The organism is Chitinophaga niabensis (assembly GCF_900129465.1).
Classification (GTDB): Bacteria; Bacteroidota; Bacteroidia; order Chitinophagales; family Chitinophagaceae; genus Chitinophaga; species Chitinophaga niabensis.
The window spans coordinates 1,676,865-1,692,536 of sequence record NZ_FSRA01000002.1 but is presented as its reverse complement, the minus strand read 5'-3'; the positions used below and the strand labels follow the sequence as shown (position 1 = coordinate 1,692,536).

Genomic DNA, 15,672 nt, shown 5'->3' with positions numbered 1-15,672 from the left:
TTGGCCCGGTAGTTCAATGGATAGAATAGAAGTTTCCTAAACTTTAGATACAAGTTCGATTCTTGTCCGGGCTACGAAAAAATACGGAAGGCGCTGGTAAAACCAGCGCCTTCCGTATTTTGAATTTGCTATATTTAACCTATGGAACAGTTACCAGAAGAAAATATCCCACCTGTGAACCACCAGCCGCGCAAATGGCTAGCCATTGGTGTAACCACCGTCATTTCCTGGCTACTGACAGCAGTGATGTTTTATAAGTTTACAGATTATGGCATTGCGCTGTTTATTTTCCTTCCTCTTTTTATCGGGTTTGGCACAACGGTGCTATATGGTTATGGCAGCAAGAAGCCTACAAGCTTTGGCTCTTTCCTGAAGCTGGGCCTGTTAGCACTTTTAATTTACGCCACAGGGCTTCTCGCTTTGGGCATGGAGGGTTTAATATGCATTTTAATGTCGGCCCCGATAGGAATTGCGCTGTCGTTAACAGGAAGCCTGTTTGGCTATTGGATGATAACTAAGCTACCAGGGAAAGCTCCCACTATAATGGTAATACTGATAGGCAGCATTCCATTAATTTCATTTATAGAAAGGAACTCGCCGCCAGAATTGAATGCAGTGGTAACCTCCATCGAAATAAATGCCGATCCTCAAACGGTATGGAAGAATGTGGTTGAATTCCCGCAACTCAACGAGCCCACGGAGCTACTTTTCAAAACAGGTATTGCTTATCCCATCAATGCGAAAATAGAAGGATCAGGCGTAGGCGCCATCAGGCATTGCAACTTCACCACGGGTAGCTTTGTTGAACCTATTACGGTATGGGATGCCCCGCGGTTACTTAAATTTGATGTGCTGGAGCAGCCGGCCCCTATGAAAGAACTTACCTTCTGGAATGTTGATGCACCACATCTACATGATTATTTTGTTTCTAAATGCGGGCAGTTCAAATTGACTGCATTGCCTAATGGACATACGTTACTCGAGGGTACAACGTGGTATTATCATAATATTCGTCCCGCCATTTACTGGAGGCTATGGAGTAATTATATTATTCACGAAATTCACGGCAGAGTATTGCGGCATATAAAGATGAATGCGGAAAGTCTATAATGCTTTCTCCGGGGATTACTTCAGAGCAGGGAGCGCTATTCTACCAAGTGTACCTTCTTTGACTTCAAAATGCTGTCCAATTCTCTTACCTCTTTATTAAATTGCTCTCTCCAGTGTTTTCCATATTGTTTTTCCAACTCCTGGAAATATCCGGCATTTCCTGCTTCGTGCTTTTCCTTATCTTTTACAGTTGCTTCGCAACCTCCTTCCACTCTTTTATAATTGATATTCCACTTTTTAACCACGCTATCTATTGCATCATAATACCCTTCTGGTGGCAGTTCTCCAATACGGTAATCTGTCCATAGCAAAGCAGTTTCATCCTTTTTTACAGCGCTGGCCCTTTTATCTGGTGCTTTTTGCAGGCACGATACTGTGAATATCATCCAAACCAATAAAATACTCCTCATAAGTTCAGGCTTTAATTTTCAATAGTTCGTTAACCAATTTTTCCAGCCATTTACTTTATCCCCCTCCAATTCCAATATATTTTGCTTGTTGCTGTGGAATGGCTCAAATTGTCAGTCCTCTGGTCCAAAGCAACCAATGTTGCTCCATCTTGTAATGAAGTCTATAAAGTTATGTCCAAGCCGTTTACCATGAAAGTCGCCACTATCTTGGCTAAGATAGACGACAGGAAATTCGCTTGTTCCTACGGAAGTATCGAAGGCAATTAAGTCACCAGTTGCGACGCTGATAATTGGCGTCTTGTTATGCCATACTTTGTTATAGTCTTCAGCAGGGTCTTCAAGCTGAAAAAATTTGCCGATATTTTCCTTCAGGACCGGTTCCTTCAATTTGAAATAAAAAACTTACCCCTCCGGAATAATTAGTGAGTACCTCAATAAAATCAGTTGGTAATTTAATTTCTAAATTTCTAATTGCTTTGTCAACTTCAACTTCGCTCACTACGGGCTGTATAGCTAAGTCTTCAAGGATATCCCATTGCCTCCTTTTAGCAATATCGAGGATCCATTCCCTATTTCCTGTCCAGCTATCCCAGGTATTTTTGTTCATGGTGCATGTTGTTCTTAAAATTAACTAAGTGTTTCATTCAAGTCAATCTCTTCATACACCGCCAATGGAGCAACCTCTAAAAGCTCCCGGGGTATTAAAGGGCTTCTAATTTCCACTTCAATGCCTTTTAACCAGGCGAGCTTTGCATATCCGATAGCGGGATGTGAAATGAATTCGTTTTTCAGTATATGATGTACATTCCTTTTCTTATGCACTTTAGGTGATACCAATTCTTCGATCACCTGTTGAATTTTCTCCTTGTTCTTTTCAGCCAGCGCGGTATAGAATTCCGCATCCAGTGCCATTCCTAACTTTCGGATGGTCTTAGTGTTGATAATTGCCATTGCCCGTTCAAATTCACTCCAATCCTCTTTGATCAGGCACTGGAGTGCAAACATGGGAGTGCTTCTTCCATTTTGTATCATTGCCTCATAGTTGCTATGGCGAAGGTTTGCATATTCTCTGATGAGGGTCTCATTGTCGCTTAATAATGCATAGGACAAATGATTGATTCCGAAGTCAAGTATCTTTTCATCGTACCTGGCAGTGAGAAAAACATCCCGCAGGCCACAATTGTAAAAATATCTTTTGGCCTTTGCGACGTCCTCATCAATAAAAAAAGCCTTCAGCGCAAATGACTCGTAATGGCCCCAGAGTGTCATGGAAAGGAAGCGTTCATTCGTTGTACCTGCTTCCAAGGCATTCATCAATCGTGGGTAATTGGCTGTAATGCCTTGACAGACGGCCGATAATCGTTCTTTTTTATCAGATTCTTTCTCCATACTACTAAAATAAGATTTCTGCACTTTACAAGCAGTATATTTGGCATGAAGCCGAAGAAGTATCCCTTTCAAGGTTACAGTTATATCGGGCCTTGGGAGTAATTTTGTACCTTGAGGGCCATATGACAATAGAAGCCATAAAGACGTACATTTCTCAGAATTTTGAGCAGGTGAATATCCTTGAAGCAGGCGGGGATTTCTTTTTCATGTACGAAAAGAACGATAAACTCCCCTTTGCAACCATTGTAACAAAGGATAATGAATATGATACTTTTTCAAACCTGAACAGGGAAGGGTCCTATCGGTTAAATATTGGTGTGGACAAGGATACCTTTACACCACTGTTTGGCGGGCTTACTGAAAAGAAAGGTGTGGAAGCACACCCTGAACATTGGGATTGACTTTACACAGGAAGATGTACTATTACCACACCCTACATATGGTTCCATGTACTGGATCTGCGTTGTAAGCCCCTCTGAGAAAACCTTCGAATCGTTGAAAGAATATTTGCATATAGCGTATAATAAAATATCAGGGTAACCATGAGTACAAAATCCCTCAAACTAAACGTTTCGCCTTCTATAGGTAAGGTTTCTGCAAAATATATCACACCGGATAAACCGAAGTGCATCTTCACCCTCGCACATGGAGCAGGGGCCGGTATGGACCATGTGTTTATGGAAACATTGGCGGATGCGCTTTCCAAAGTGGGCATAGCCACCTTGCGGTTTAATTTTCCTTTTGCCGAAAATAAAAAAGGTCGGCCGGATGCACCGGCTGTTGCCCACGCAACAATAGAAGCGGCTATCAAAAAAGCACAGGAACTGCATCCTAAACTACCTCTATTTGTTTCCGGCAAATCTTTTGGAGGACGCATGAGTTCGCAATACCTGGCAACTCATCTGGAGAGTGCTGTAAGCGGCATTGTTTTCTATGGGTTCCCACTTCATGCTTCCGGTAAACCCTCTATTGATCGGGCAGATCATCTGAAAGAACTGAAGATCCCTATGCTTTTTCTGCAAGGGAGTAAAGATACACTGGCCACCTGGGAGCTGATCGAAACAGTATGCTCCTCTTTGAAGAAGGCTACGCTGGTGAAGCTTGAAGGAGCAGACCATTCGTTTAAGGCAGGAAAAAAAGATGTGATGTCTTTATTGGTAGCTGAAACAAAGATCTGGGTGGACAAAGTGCTTAAATAGTTACAAGCACCAAAAGTAGAAAAATAAAGATCCTAAACCCTCTGGCCATTATGAAGGCATTCTTAATATCCCTCGCAGTTATTGCCGGAATTATCCTCATTGGATTTGTACTTTATCTTTTCGGCTTTATTTATGCCTATAGGAATTTCTCCGGGCCCGGGCCTCAATCCCAGGAAACTCCGGGGTTGTTCCGGTACGAGACAAGTGGCCGGGTTGAACGGTTGGAAAATGCCATTCAGCAGGTAGCACTAAGTAATCAGTACCCCTATACCTTAAAAAAAGGGTATAGAACCATGTCTCCTGCACTAACTATATTCCACCAGGGAAACAAAATAAAATACCTGTTTAACATCGAAGACTGCCAAAGTATTGAAATCCTTGCTCAATATAAAAATGAATGGGACTGCCATAGTTCTTATTTAACTATAACAGAAATAGAATTAAACGATACTACCATACTATACGATCATGCTGAAAAAATAGATAAAAATAAACTTAAGGTATACAAGGAAATATTTGAAGATACGTTTTTTACCAGTGTGATGTCTGATCTTGAAAAACAGCCCGTGTATAACTGGAAGCTCAGCAATTCAACCATACATGATACAGCCTTTGCACTAGTGGACATTTATAAAGCCAATGATACCAATGATGTCCAAACAAGACATGTATTAGTAAAGGCTCCCCGTGAAGGTGCTGATTCTATATACAGGAAATTGAGGACTGAGCAATATTCTGATGATTCGACTGTAATAACGGAGTATAATACAAATAGCTATAGCACATACATTATACAAAGAAGTATTTTCAAGAATGGGAAGCTTATCCGGCAGGATCATTAACATCTATATCATTCATCTATTAAACAGCAGAAAAATGAATCAAAAGCGCTGCATACTCCTACTGCTTCTGACCACAAACATTACGGCTGTTGCGCAGTCTGTTACACTACCAACAGGGGTAAAAGTAATGGTTGTTCAAAAAGATTTCCCTTTACTAAAAATCCTATTACCAGGGCAATCCACTAATGATCGTGGGATTGAGATCGAATTTCCCGAACATGTGACAGGGTTAAATAAAACAAGTAATAAGGTTGAACATCTTTATCTTGTTACCAATGGTGACAGAAATAAAAGATCTTTGCCCGTATGGCGTGTGCAGGGGAATTCGCTTATCTATGAAACGGAGCTGGAGGGAAAAATAAAGATGACCGCGACCGCCCGTCTTGAAGCAGATGGCCTGCGTTATACTTATACGCTCTCCAACCATTCTAACCTCACTTATCAGAACCTCCAGGCTGTAACCTGTGTTAAACTATACTCCCTTTTCTCAGACACCTTGTTAGAGCGGACATATGTTCATCATACGAACGGTTTTGATCTCCTGGCATCCGAAACGCCTGAACGGCTCACAATGCCTTTGCGGCAATGGATACCCTGCCGGTATTTAGTTTCCTACACCTGGCCAGTTTCTTCCAATCGTACTGAAGACGGTATTAAACGTTATTATAAATCCCGGAAAGCGGATAAGCCTTTTATTGCCACCCTTTCTCATGATAAGAAATGGATTGCAGCCACCTATACGAAGGAAACAGGTAACTTGTGGACCAATCCTGAACGTAGCTGCCAGCATGCAGACCCTGCTGTTGACCTTAACCCGGGTGAAACAAAAAACCTTACATTAAAAACCTTCATTATCAAAGGTGGGCGGGAACAATTATTGCAGTTTGTAAATGCTGAAATGCAGAAAAATTGAGCTCATAAATGATTATCTTGATAGATCACAGGATAGCTACCGTTAGCCCAGGCGGGTCGCTGCTGATCTTTCATCATCCGTTGCGGAGTGATGTACAGGACTTAAAGATCACTGATACACCTTCACCCAATCTACGATCATCTGAACGGGTAATTGTGCCGGGTCTACTTTTCCTACCCAGTTACCTCCGAGCTGTTGATCTATCATGATATAAAAGGGTTGATCATAAGGCCATTGCGATGGGTCTACGTCCTTTACACGCGGATAGCGGAAGGTTTCTTTTCCGTTGAGGGTGAATACAAGCTTATCAGGATACCATTCCAGGCCAAAGGTGTTGAAGTCTTTGATATTCAATCCTGCGGTTCCGCCATGCGGGGGATTATTCTTTTGTTTGAGTTCCAGTGTATACCAGGAATGGGTGGTTTGATAAATGATGCTGTCGTAGTTCAAATGTTCCATGATGTCTATCTCTCCGTTCCTGGGGTACTTTCCGTATTTATCATGTTCTGCCAGCATCCACATGGCAGGCCAGGCACCCTGGGCACATTCTAACTTAGCACGGATCTCTATCTTTCCGTATTGAAAAGCGAATTTCCCCTTGCTGTAGATACCGCCAGTTAAGAAAGGTCGTGGGTCTTTGAGGGTGTCAGGATTGTTGATCCCTCTCAGAAATAAATGCCCGTCTTTTAGTGCATAACATTGCGGGTCTGAGGACATATGGCGGCCCCAATCAGCTTTATTTGGAGGGATCTTCGTCCATTTAGTGGTGTCCAGTTCAGGGCCGTTGAACTGATCTTCCCAGATCAGCTTCCAGCTTTGGGGTTTACTGTTTCCCCAACTTCCTGCAAAAAAAGGAAGTAGCAATAAAAAGTAGCGCAGCTTATTCATACAACAATATAAGTGAATAAATTATTTACCTTTGCATCAATTCGCAAAAACTGCAATCCTTTGGGTCATGTAATCGGATCAACATATTAAAACTGTATACTGCAGCGGCATCTCTTGCCGCCGTACGGGAATTTATTGTTGATTAAATAATTAATTACATGGCTATTTCACAAAAATACGGCCGTACATATCATTACCCTTTCTCTCCAGGCACTACCAGTGACGACAGGATCCAGCATGATTATTGGGACCATCTTAAAAAGATCCCGCAGCTGGTGCATACGGAAAAGCTGGACGGAGAAAACAATTGTTTGTCCAGATACGGGGTATTTGCGCGTTCTCATGCAGCCCCTACTGTTTCGCCATGGACGGAAAGCCTCCGGCGTTTCTGGCAGAGTATCAAAAACGACCTGGGGACGTTGGAAGTTTTCCTGGAGAATTTGTATGCCGTCCATTCCATCGAATACAGGCAGCTGCATCATCACTTTTTTGTATTTGCGGTGCGGGAAAACGGAAGATGGTTAAGCTGGGAAGAAACGAAGTTCTATGCGGCAATGCTTGAATTACCAGTGGTGCCTGAGATCAGCCTTTTCAGTCCTCCCGCTGAAAAGGCAGTGTTTGAAAAGGAGGTAAAGGAGATCGCTGCCAGCCGCGGGAATTTTGATCCTTATAACGCAGGGAGTGGGCTGCCAACGATCAGAGAAGGAATTGTTACCCGTAACAAAAATGGTTATGCGCAGGAAGACTTTGCGCTGAATGTATTCAAATATGTAAGAAAAGGACACGTGCAAACAGACGAACATTGGACACGCAACTGGAAACGGGCACGTTTAAATTACGAAGGAGGTGATCATGTGGACCATTAGCACTAATAAATCATGGGAATATCTGGAGGAGCAATTCGATTGGGTACAGGTAATGAAAGAAATTCCACAGGATAGTATACATCATGCAGAAGGTAATGTAGATGTACATACACGGATCGTACTGGCAGAGCTGGAAGGCGATCCGGTTTACCAGCATCTTTCACCACAGGATAAAGAGATCCTCTGGGCGTCAGCTCTATTGCATGATGTAGAGAAACGCAGTACAACGGTTATGGAAGAAGATAGCAGGATCACTTCAAAAGGACATGCACGTAAAGGAGCTCAAACAGCCAGGGTAATCCTCTATCGGGATATACCTACTCCTTTTTCTATTCGTGAACAGATCTTCGGACTTGTTAAGCATCATAGTTTACCGCTGTGGCTGCTGGAAAAACGTGATCCGCTGAAAACAATTATCACGGCCAGCCTGGAAGTGAATACGGCATGGCTGGCATTGCTCGCAAGGGCTGATGTACTGGGCAGGACCTGCCATGATAAAGCAGACCTGCTTTACCGTGTTGATTGCTTTGCAGAATTCTGTAAGGAACATGGCTGCTGGGGTACTTCCCGGCCTTTTGCTTCCGGCCATGCCCGCCTGCATTATCTGCAAAAGAATGATGCTTATCCGGATTATGTACCTTTTGATCATCCGGAACCAAGGGTGATATTGATGAGCGGATTACCAGGTGCCGGTAAGGATACTTATATCAGGAAGCATTTTTCAGACATACCAGTGATCTCACTGGATGATATCAGGCAGGAACAAGGGACGGCGGCGACAGACAAAACCGGGAACGGGCATGCTATTCAGGCAGCCAGGGAAAAGGCAAAGGAATATCTGCGCAACAAAAAAAACTTTGTGTGGAATGCTACGAATATCACACGCCAGATGCGGAGTCAGCTGATCGATCTTTTCCTTACCTATAAAGCCGAAGTACAGATCATATATGTTGAAGTCCCTTATGCAAAACTGCACCCTCAGAATAAAAACAGGGAAGCGGTCATACCAGTATCAGCTTTGGAAAAGCTGGTGCGTAAAATGGAGGTGCCGGCCTTATGGGAAGCACATGAAGTGGTATACTACGTCAGCTAACAACTATAATGGTTGGCTTACAAAGAAAGCCATCGATCATTATCATTGCCCCGTGGAGTTCATTCACGGGGCTTTCATTATCAGAGTAACAAGGCCTTCACCTGGGATTTGATATACCCATTCTCCAGGTAAGCATATAAGTTTTTACCGGGGCAGGTTGTTTGTTTGGAATAATCCCTGTGCGAAGCGATGGTTTCATAAGGAACCCGGTACTTTTTGCTCACATAAGCGATCAGGCGGACCAGGGCATCCAGCTGTGCGGATGGTACTTCCTGCTCCTGGAAGTTCCCGATACAACAGATCAGCAAATGCCCGGAAGGATCATATTCTGTAGCAGTTTCGCCGGCAGTATTTACATTTCTTCCTTCGTAAATTGTTCCGTCAAGGGCTATCAGGAAATGATAGGGAATATCACTCCAGTTCCTGTCTTTCCCCATGCCCCAGATCTGCACATTCCTGAGATGTTTTGCAGCATCATCATTTATGTTAGAGCGGGAGCCTTCGTGATGAATGGTGATCTTCACAGGTTTATGTGATTTGTATGGTTTGGCTTCTACAGCGTTCCAGCCGGAACGGGGAACGATGCCTGCAACAGTAAGTTGCACCTGTATGTCTTTTCGCATGCTTTCATTACCCGTACGGTCTACTGCGGTGACGGCCACATGGCTCAGGCTCCTTCCGTTTTCCTTTACCTTCAATATTGCAAAACGATCATGACGATTGAAGATCTGGTAATTCCACTGGTTGCCATACTGGTAATATACTACCCACCTGAAAACATCTGCCGCATTGGTATGAGACCAGGTGATCCGGATCAAACTGTCTGCTTCCACTGCGGTTTGCACATCCGGCATAATGGGCGGACTCGCATCCAGCCAGGGACTGGAAGGCACCAGGGCATCCTCTTTATAGGGGCCGCTGATCAATGCTTTGGCCATATTCGGACTGCGGGTAATGGAAGAGATGTGCCAGTGCACCACGCCGGGGCTTTGCGGGATCATGCCTCTTGTGATCATGATCTTGTTGAGTGTTTCGTCAGTATTCCTTGCGCTGGTGTCTGTGCCTAAACTGATACCCGGCCAGAGATGGCGATGTAAGATGTTCTCATCTTCCCACCAGCGCAGCAATATAGGATAGCTGTAGGCAGATCTGATCGTCCAGTATAATTGCGGGGAGAAGTAGTCTATCCATCCTTTGTTCAACCATAGCTTTGCATCCGCATATAATTCCGCATACTGATCAAAACCGGTGGGAATGGGAACAGGTTGGCCGGGGCGGTACATACCAAATGGACTGAGACCAAATTTCACAAAGGGTTTTGTTGCTTTAATTTCTTTATACAAACGTTCAATGAAAACATTCACAGCCTCTCTTCGCCAATCTCCGCGGGAAAGCGTCCCGCCTTTCTTTTGGTATTCTTTCCAGCTGGTGCTGTCCGGGAAATCCGCATTGCCATTGTAAGAGGGATATGGGTAGAAGTAATCGTCAAAATGTACGCCGTCTATATCATATCTTTTCACAAGGTCCATCACTACGGCTACACCATGGTCCTGCGTTCCTTTCAGTGCAGGGTCCATCCACCAGTAGCCTTCTTTCAGTTTCACCACCAGGTTGGGCATTTTCTTTACCACGGAACTTTCTGTTACCGGGCCGCCTGTTATATGGTGTGCACGGTATGGGTTCAGCCATACATGTAATTCCAGGCCACGATCGTGCGCTGCGGTGATCCAAAAGTCCAGCGGATCATAGAAAGGGTCAGGAGCTTTTCCCTGGGTGCCGGTGAGGTAATAGGACCATGGCTCAAGGTCACTTTTATATAAAGCATCTGCCTGGGGGCGGACCTGGAAAACAATGGCATTGAAATGAAGATCTTTCAGGGAATCTATCAGGCGTATGGCTTCGGCCTGTTGTTCTGCAGTACTGAGGCCGGGTTTGCTGGGCCAGTTGATATTAGCCACTGTAGCCACCCAGGCTGCCCTGAATTCCGCCCTGGCTTTCAGGACCGGCGGCGGGGCGACCTGTGTTGCAACTGGCTTTGTTGAGGAACAGGAACAGAAGATGATGATGCAAAGTATGAGGAGTCTGATGATCATACTTTAAAAATAACAATAAATTTTGCTTTAATTATTCACCAGCATGCTTCCCGGAAAGATCACAACAAACGCGGTTCCCTTACCTGGCTCGGAATGTGCTTCCAGCTGCAGATGATGATACTCTGCAATTGTTTTTACAATGGAAAGGCCCAATCCATATCCTTCATTCTCCGTTCTGACCACTTTTTTAAACCGGTTAAAGATAGTGCCGATCTCCTGCGGGGATATACCTATCCCTGTATCCGTAACGATCACTTTATAAACATCGCCTGTTATTTGCCCGGTGATAGTGATCTGCCCATCCTGCCTGTTATACCTGATTGCATTATTCAGCAGATTATAGAAGAGTTGAAAGATCAGATCATGGTTCAATCCCTGCAATTTCACATTCTCCGCAAGCTGGTTGCTGAAAGAAAGGCGTTTATCTTCCAATCGATGCCCCAGCTCTTCCATAATCTCACCTATTAAAGTGTGGATAGAGAAAACATCTGATTTCGCAAACTGGTCATTTTCTATCCGTGAGATAAACAACAGAGAACTAACGATCTTTTTAAGCCGGTTCAGGGTTTTCATCATGCCCATGATCTTCTGGTGCAATTCTTCATCCAGCTCCGGCTCCATTATCAGGTTCTCCATTTTATTCTGAAGTATGCTGAGCGGGGTCATCAATTCATGTGATGCATTGGATGTGAATTCCCTTTCTTTTTCAAAAGCGTCTTTGACCCTGCCTATCAGTTCAATGAGTGAATCGTCCAGGTATTTAAAATCGGATGTGGATGTTTGAATAGGCGGGATGTATTCTTTAAAAGGAAATTTCCTGTCTACCAGCTTTGTTTTAATGATCACACCCAAAGGACGAAGGATCAAACGGGTAAATACCAGGTCTATCAGTATCGTAAAGATGATCAATCCTGCCAAAACGTAGAGGGCCATTTTTTGCAGGGGGCGGTTATACTGCCCAATGCTGGCTGTGGTTTTTCCGATTTCAAGTATATACCTGCTGCTGTCATAAAAGAAAACGTGGCTCAATACCCGGTAAGTAAGTGTATCTTCTTCCACTACACGGCGAACGGTGGCGATTGTATCAGGCAGGATGATCTTACCGGCGGGCTCCAGGGAGATGTACTCTTCTTTGAGCATAGTATAGCTGCCATAGGAATTTTCTCCTTGTAAATAAATTTCCACGCCATTTTTCCTGATAACGTTCAGCACCTTCTTTTTTTGTTCTTTCAGGTAGTAATCGTTGTATTGAGAAGCGATACGGTCTACCAGAAAAGGCAATAGCAAAATAAACAGTAAAACGATCGCCGTTTTTGAAAGCGTGATGAACAGTGTTAGTTTGGTAAATAGCTTCACCCCTCCGTTTTTATTTTATAGCCCACGCTCCTGATAGTCTGGAGCCATTCTACGGAAGAATAGGCAGATAACTTCTTCCGGATGTTCTTAATATGTACGTCAATGTAATTAGAGTCATAATCATCATCCGAAAAATTGCCCCAGATATGTTCGCTCAGTTGCATCCTGGTAAGAGGCCTGTTCTTATGCAATAGCAGGTAACTCAGAAGGTCGAACTCTTTACGGGACAATTCAACTTCCTCTTTCCCGAAAACAACGGTCCTTTTATTGAGGTCTACCCTGAATGCACCTATGGCAACTACGGCGTCATTGAATCCGAATTTCCTTCTGGCAACGGCCTGCATCCTGGACTGCAGCTCCAGGAGGGAGAATGGCTTGGGAAGATAATCGTCCGCTCCGAGGTCCAGCCCTTTCACCCTGTCTTCCAAATGGCCCCTGGCGGTTAGTATGATATAAGAAGCGTCCGGGCAATTCTTTTTTGCTTCCTGCAGCAGGTGTAAGCCATCCTTATCAGGCAATCCAAGGTCCAGCAGGATAAAATCATACTGGTTCTCTTCCATCTTTTCCAATCCTTGCTTTGCCGTGTAAGCAAGGTCGCACAGGTAGGCTTTTTTAAGGAAGCTTTCCATTTCAGCAGCCATGGACCTTTCATCTTCTACGATCAATACTTTCATATTATCAGAACTGGTAGTAGACACTAAAATTAAGAAATGAATTGGATGTTCCTGCTCCTGATGCAGCCTTTTTCCCCAGTACGGAAAGCTGGTAGGCCACTTCTATCATGTAATGTGCTCTATTGTAGGCCAGTGGTACTTTCAGGTTATAAGACAACAGGTCGAAACTTGTGGTAGAAGTGGTGGTAGAAGTGGGTTCCGGGTCATTTCCCAGTGGTGGCAACAGTATGCCCAGCAGGCTATCCCTCAGGTTCTTTGCTGTGATATAAGTTTCGTAAAAACGTTGCGTACCTCCTACCACCTCTATTGATGGTGTTATTGTGATCAGGTCTTTCGGGCTAAAAAGGTGCCCGAGACCAATAAGCTTTTCCGTGCTCAGCGTAACAAAAATATCCTGTTGCTGCCCAAAAGCGAAATCCACGTTCACACCTGTGGTCATCCAGTATTCATAATTCAGGGATGCACTTATATTGTCCGGGTTGGCCGCCTGTAAAAAGGGAGAATTTTCAGGAAAGAAGGTATGGCTGTAACCAAGGTCTGCCGTCCATTTTTTGCCCAGGTTAAAAGCTACGCCAGCCCCTGCGCTGCCGGCGGAAACAATAGAACCTGAATCGTTCAGTAATTTATATCCTGTTCCGGAGAAATAGATCCCGCTGCGAAATTTCAATGTACCGCTGGCTGCAACAAAAGGCATTTTCTCCTCTGCCTTCTGCCCGTAATAATTAGCATTATTAGAATAGGTAGCGCCCAGTGTAAGCGTTGTTCTTTTATCATTCGCCTCCGTGCTGTCCGTTTGTGCGAACGCAGGCAGGCCGCATAACCATGTAATGGATAAGAGCAATATATACCTCATATCAGAGCTTTTAAATTACCTTCCTGATGATCTTAGGCTTGATGATCCTGATCGGTTTAACAGGTATGGGTGCTGGAACAGCAATTGGTTTCATTTTCCGGCGCGACTTTGGCACTTCTTTAATTACATCAAGCTTTTTTACGTCCGGCAGTTCCTCAAGGGGCTTCTTTACATCCGGCTGTTCTGTAACAGGCTTCTTAAGCGCCGGTACCGTATCAGTAGATACATGCTCTCTTGCAAAGCCGGCCAGTGGCTTCATCAGGACCAATGTAAAGAATATAGCGAGTATTTTCAGCATTGTTACAATAGTAACCGATTTTTGCGCTTTCCAACGCAAAAATCGGTTATTCTTATTAAAATTACCTGATAAACAGCCCTGTTCTGCTGATTATTTGACTATTGATCTTTACAGGAGCGATCTTCAGGCTTGTTGTTTTCATCAAACCTCCACTGATCCCAGCTGAGGAGTTCAGGGTGTTTTTTATCCCCTGTGCCATGGACGCCGTTGATTGTTTACCTGTTTCAACAACAGCATTCATCTTTTGATCTGCTGCGTCTTTCATGTCGAATGTTGTTCCGGAGATGTCCTTTTCCAGGGCAATTGTACTTTGGCTGATCGTTTCAGCGTCATTGTGAACAGCAGCATCAGATTTCACCGTAGCATTCCCTTTCGCCGTTGCCTCTTCGTTGCCTGAACGGGCTTTCACCGTTACGCTGGTAGTCTGTTCTGTTTTTACTGTAGTGTTTTGTGCAAATGCAGCGCCGGAAATTAAAAGGGCGATAAGCATTAATCCTCTTGTTTTCATAATTCCGATTTTTAGGTTTATCAATATGATTTATATCACAAAGCTAAAACCGGAAGATGAAGCGAAGATGAAAATTGCAAAAAAATGGCGCCATCCGGCGCCTTTCTTTATTTACCGTCCTTAAAATAATCTACCCCATCTTCCCTCACATATCCATACCCTTGTTCCGTTTCTACCTCAAAGAACCGGACCTTCCGGCCCTGGTATTCATATATCTCCACAGGATTGCCTGATACATTCTTATACCTGGCCGGGATAAAGACAGGCGTATTGCCATCCAGTATAATAATTCCTTTCCTCCCATTCTGATAAGATATACACCAGAACTCATCATTGGAAAAATAAAACCGGTCGTACTCAAAAGGCACCAGCACTTCACCATTGGGTTTCAGGATGCCGGACTTACCTCCTTTTTTACCCGAATACAGATTCATACCCGGGCTGGCAGATCCCATCTCTTCATATAGAAAAGGGAATACAATATTATTCCTGGGCCCGATAACGCCCCAAAGGCCATCCTTTTTTACGCGCAGTATATTATCATAGATATTGATCTCGTCGATCTCATCGTAAATGGCCGGAATGGAATCCGGTTTAGCCCCTCTTCCCCGGACCAGGTATCCCTTTTTGTTGTTCAGGGTATAGGGCATCATGAAATCTTTTTCAGGTTCCCTTCCGATCATTGATATTCCCATCTTTTCAAAGGCCTGCCAGTCAGATTTTGTGCCTTCCTGTACAACATCGTCCGGCGTTACTTTAACGAAAACGGTTCTTGCAACCGCCATAGCATAAGAGTTCTGCATTTCAAAGCTTAGCTCATCATATTTCACCGGCAGCACCAGTTTGCCCGCTGTGTTTGCCAGGCCATATTTGCTGCTGGTCTTTAGTATATACCAGGTTTTCTTCTTCAACTCCCTGGGATCGATATCATCATAGATCACTGGCAGCAGGAGTTTTCCCGTACTGTCTATCAGCCCGTACTTTTTGTTCAGTTTTACGACTGCGCTCTTACCCCGGAACCTCCAAACATTATCATATCTGGCGGGTATTACAAGTTTGCCGGTCATATCCGCAAAACCCCATTTCGTATGCACTCTGTAGGGAATAAGTTGGGAATAGGCTCCTGATGTGAGGAACAGCAGACATAGGAACAGGTAATGTTTTTTCATAGGTATGGTTT

At 44.1% G+C, this 15,672-nt stretch carries 19 protein-coding genes and 1 tRNA gene; 9 read left to right on the top strand and 11 right to left on the bottom strand.

Going from position 1 to position 15,672, the window contains the following annotated elements; translation table 11 throughout:
* The first annotated feature begins 2 nt into the window (after positions 1-2).
* Positions 3-74 (top strand) — tRNA-Arg (locus BUR42_RS24160).
* Between the two features lie 67 nt (positions 75-141).
* Positions 142-1,110, top strand: coding sequence for an SRPBCC family protein (locus tag BUR42_RS24155; RefSeq protein WP_084185793.1), 969 nt, complete (start codon positions 142-144; stop codon positions 1,108-1,110).
* A 35-nt stretch (positions 1,111-1,145) separates the two neighbouring features.
* Here BUR42_RS24155 and BUR42_RS24150 read toward each other — a convergent pair whose 3' ends face one another.
* The 3 genes from BUR42_RS24150 to BUR42_RS24135 all read right to left on the bottom strand — a co-directional run bounded on the left by BUR42_RS24150 (position 1,146) and on the right by BUR42_RS24135 (position 2,909).
* Positions 1,146-1,520 carry an FEKKY domain-containing protein gene (locus tag BUR42_RS24150; RefSeq protein WP_143197566.1) on the bottom strand — a complete coding sequence of 125 codons (375 nt, stop codon included), beginning with the start codon at positions 1,518-1,520 and terminating at the stop codon, positions 1,146-1,148.
* Positions 1,521-1,857: 337 nt separating this feature from the next.
* Positions 1,858-2,127 (bottom strand): hypothetical protein, encoded by a 270-nt coding sequence (locus BUR42_RS24140; RefSeq protein ID WP_074242134.1) that lies wholly within the window; start codon positions 2,125-2,127, stop codon positions 1,858-1,860.
* Positions 2,128-2,147: 20 nt separating this feature from the next.
* Complete coding sequence (locus tag BUR42_RS24135; RefSeq protein WP_074242133.1) at positions 2,148-2,909, bottom strand: Imm49 family immunity protein; 762 nt, start codon at positions 2,907-2,909, stop codon at positions 2,148-2,150.
* 122 nt (positions 2,910-3,031) lie between these two features.
* On the opposite strand from BUR42_RS24135, the gene BUR42_RS24130 reads away from it, so the two are divergent.
* The 5 genes from BUR42_RS24130 to BUR42_RS24115 are packed head-to-tail and all read left to right on the top strand — an operon-like array spanning position 3,032 to position 5,863.
* On the top strand, positions 3,032-3,310 hold the full coding sequence (locus BUR42_RS24130; protein ID WP_084185792.1) for a DUF6194 family protein: 279 nt from the start codon (positions 3,032-3,034) through the stop codon (positions 3,308-3,310).
* Between the two features lie 46 nt (positions 3,311-3,356).
* Positions 3,357-3,449: a hypothetical protein gene (locus BUR42_RS30195; RefSeq protein WP_394333663.1), complete on the top strand. Its 93-nt coding sequence runs from the start codon at positions 3,357-3,359 to the stop codon at positions 3,447-3,449.
* Positions 3,450-3,451: 2 nt separating this feature from the next.
* Complete coding sequence (locus BUR42_RS24125; protein WP_074242132.1) at positions 3,452-4,108, top strand: alpha/beta hydrolase family protein; 657 nt, start codon at positions 3,452-3,454, stop codon at positions 4,106-4,108.
* Positions 4,109-4,158: 50 nt separating this feature from the next.
* Positions 4,159-4,950 carry a hypothetical protein gene (locus BUR42_RS24120; protein WP_074242131.1) on the top strand — a complete coding sequence of 264 codons (792 nt, stop codon included), beginning with the start codon at positions 4,159-4,161 and terminating at the stop codon, positions 4,948-4,950.
* Between the two features lie 34 nt (positions 4,951-4,984).
* Positions 4,985-5,863: a hypothetical protein gene (locus BUR42_RS24115; RefSeq protein ID WP_143197565.1), complete on the top strand. Its 879-nt coding sequence runs from the start codon at positions 4,985-4,987 to the stop codon at positions 5,861-5,863.
* Between the two features lie 108 nt (positions 5,864-5,971).
* Here BUR42_RS24115 and BUR42_RS24110 read toward each other — a convergent pair whose 3' ends face one another.
* Complete coding sequence (locus BUR42_RS24110) at positions 5,972-6,751, bottom strand: glycoside hydrolase family 16 protein (RefSeq protein ID WP_074242129.1); 780 nt, start codon at positions 6,749-6,751, stop codon at positions 5,972-5,974.
* 158 nt (positions 6,752-6,909) lie between these two features.
* Here BUR42_RS24110 and BUR42_RS24105 point away from each other — a divergent pair, with 158 nt between their 5' ends.
* Positions 6,910-7,617, top strand: coding sequence for an RNA ligase family protein (locus BUR42_RS24105; protein ID WP_074242128.1), 708 nt, complete (start codon positions 6,910-6,912; stop codon positions 7,615-7,617).
* Positions 7,604-8,710 (top strand): AAA family ATPase, encoded by a 1,107-nt coding sequence (locus tag BUR42_RS24100; RefSeq protein WP_200798398.1) that lies wholly within the window; start codon positions 7,604-7,606, stop codon positions 8,708-8,710. Before BUR42_RS24105 ends, BUR42_RS24100 begins: the two co-directional genes overlap by 14 nt.
* Before the next feature lie 80 nt (positions 8,711-8,790).
* On the opposite strand, the gene BUR42_RS24095 is transcribed toward BUR42_RS24100, so the two are convergent.
* The 7 genes from BUR42_RS24095 to BUR42_RS24065 all read right to left on the bottom strand — a co-directional run bounded on the left by BUR42_RS24095 (position 8,791) and on the right by BUR42_RS24065 (position 15,661).
* A complete protein-coding gene (locus BUR42_RS24095) occupies positions 8,791-10,803 on the bottom strand; it encodes a family 10 glycosylhydrolase (protein WP_074242127.1) in 2,013 nt (670 codons plus the stop codon).
* A 27-nt stretch (positions 10,804-10,830) separates the two neighbouring features.
* Positions 10,831-12,159 carry a sensor histidine kinase gene (locus tag BUR42_RS24090; RefSeq protein WP_074242126.1) on the bottom strand — a complete coding sequence of 443 codons (1,329 nt, stop codon included), beginning with the start codon at positions 12,157-12,159 and terminating at the stop codon, positions 10,831-10,833.
* On the bottom strand, positions 12,156-12,833 hold the full coding sequence (locus tag BUR42_RS24085) for a response regulator transcription factor (RefSeq protein ID WP_074242125.1): 678 nt from the start codon (positions 12,831-12,833) through the stop codon (positions 12,156-12,158). Before BUR42_RS24085 ends, BUR42_RS24090 begins: the two co-directional genes overlap by 4 nt.
* A gap of 4 nt (positions 12,834-12,837) precedes the next feature.
* Positions 12,838-13,686 (bottom strand): hypothetical protein, encoded by an 849-nt coding sequence (locus BUR42_RS24080; protein ID WP_074242124.1) that lies wholly within the window; start codon positions 13,684-13,686, stop codon positions 12,838-12,840.
* Positions 13,687-13,696: 10 nt separating this feature from the next.
* Positions 13,697-13,984, bottom strand: coding sequence for a hypothetical protein (locus BUR42_RS24075; RefSeq protein WP_074242123.1), 288 nt, complete (start codon positions 13,982-13,984; stop codon positions 13,697-13,699).
* Between the two features lie 61 nt (positions 13,985-14,045).
* On the bottom strand, positions 14,046-14,492 hold the full coding sequence (locus tag BUR42_RS24070; RefSeq protein WP_143197564.1) for a hypothetical protein: 447 nt from the start codon (positions 14,490-14,492) through the stop codon (positions 14,046-14,048).
* Positions 14,493-14,599: 107 nt separating this feature from the next.
* Complete coding sequence (locus BUR42_RS24065; RefSeq protein ID WP_074242121.1) at positions 14,600-15,661, bottom strand: WG repeat-containing protein; 1,062 nt, start codon at positions 15,659-15,661, stop codon at positions 14,600-14,602.
* Positions 15,662-15,672: the final 11 nt, after the last annotated feature.

Excerpts from the sequence above, each read along its gene's own strand:
- BUR42_RS24120 (WP_074242131.1), top strand. The coding sequence starts at position 4,159 with ATGAAGGCATTCTTAATATCCCTCGCAGTTATTGCCGGAATTATCCTC.
- BUR42_RS24100 (WP_200798398.1), top strand. The coding sequence starts at position 7,604 with ATGTGGACCATTAGCACTAATAAATCATGGGAATATCTGGAGGAGCAA.
- BUR42_RS24130 (WP_084185792.1), top strand. The coding sequence starts at position 3,032 with ATGACAATAGAAGCCATAAAGACGTACATTTCTCAGAATTTTGAGCAG.
- BUR42_RS24070 (WP_143197564.1), bottom strand. The coding sequence starts at position 14,492 with ATGAAAACAAGAGGATTAATGCTTATCGCCCTTTTAATTTCCGGCGCT.
- BUR42_RS24075 (WP_074242123.1), bottom strand. The coding sequence starts at position 13,984 with ATGCTGAAAATACTCGCTATATTCTTTACATTGGTCCTGATGAAGCCA.
- BUR42_RS24125 (WP_074242132.1), top strand. The coding sequence starts at position 3,452 with ATGAGTACAAAATCCCTCAAACTAAACGTTTCGCCTTCTATAGGTAAG.
- BUR42_RS24140 (WP_074242134.1), bottom strand. The coding sequence starts at position 2,127 with ATGAACAAAAATACCTGGGATAGCTGGACAGGAAATAGGGAATGGATC.
- BUR42_RS24085 (WP_074242125.1), bottom strand. The coding sequence starts at position 12,833 with ATGAAAGTATTGATCGTAGAAGATGAAAGGTCCATGGCTGCTGAAATG.
- BUR42_RS24115 (WP_143197565.1), top strand. The coding sequence starts at position 4,985 with ATGAATCAAAAGCGCTGCATACTCCTACTGCTTCTGACCACAAACATT.
- BUR42_RS30195 (WP_394333663.1), top strand. The coding sequence starts at position 3,357 with ATGTACTGGATCTGCGTTGTAAGCCCCTCTGAGAAAACCTTCGAATCG.
- BUR42_RS24080 (WP_074242124.1), bottom strand. The coding sequence starts at position 13,686 with ATGAGGTATATATTGCTCTTATCCATTACATGGTTATGCGGCCTGCCT.
- BUR42_RS24095 (WP_074242127.1), bottom strand. The coding sequence starts at position 10,803 with ATGATCATCAGACTCCTCATACTTTGCATCATCATCTTCTGTTCCTGT.
- BUR42_RS24065 (WP_074242121.1), bottom strand. The coding sequence starts at position 15,661 with ATGAAAAAACATTACCTGTTCCTATGTCTGCTGTTCCTCACATCAGGA.
- BUR42_RS24105 (WP_074242128.1), top strand. The coding sequence starts at position 6,910 with ATGGCTATTTCACAAAAATACGGCCGTACATATCATTACCCTTTCTCT.
- BUR42_RS24150 (WP_143197566.1), bottom strand. The coding sequence starts at position 1,520 with ATGAGGAGTATTTTATTGGTTTGGATGATATTCACAGTATCGTGCCTG.
- BUR42_RS24110 (WP_074242129.1), bottom strand. The coding sequence starts at position 6,751 with ATGAATAAGCTGCGCTACTTTTTATTGCTACTTCCTTTTTTTGCAGGA.
- BUR42_RS24135 (WP_074242133.1), bottom strand. The coding sequence starts at position 2,909 with ATGGAGAAAGAATCTGATAAAAAAGAACGATTATCGGCCGTCTGTCAA.
- BUR42_RS24155 (WP_084185793.1), top strand. The coding sequence starts at position 142 with ATGGAACAGTTACCAGAAGAAAATATCCCACCTGTGAACCACCAGCCG.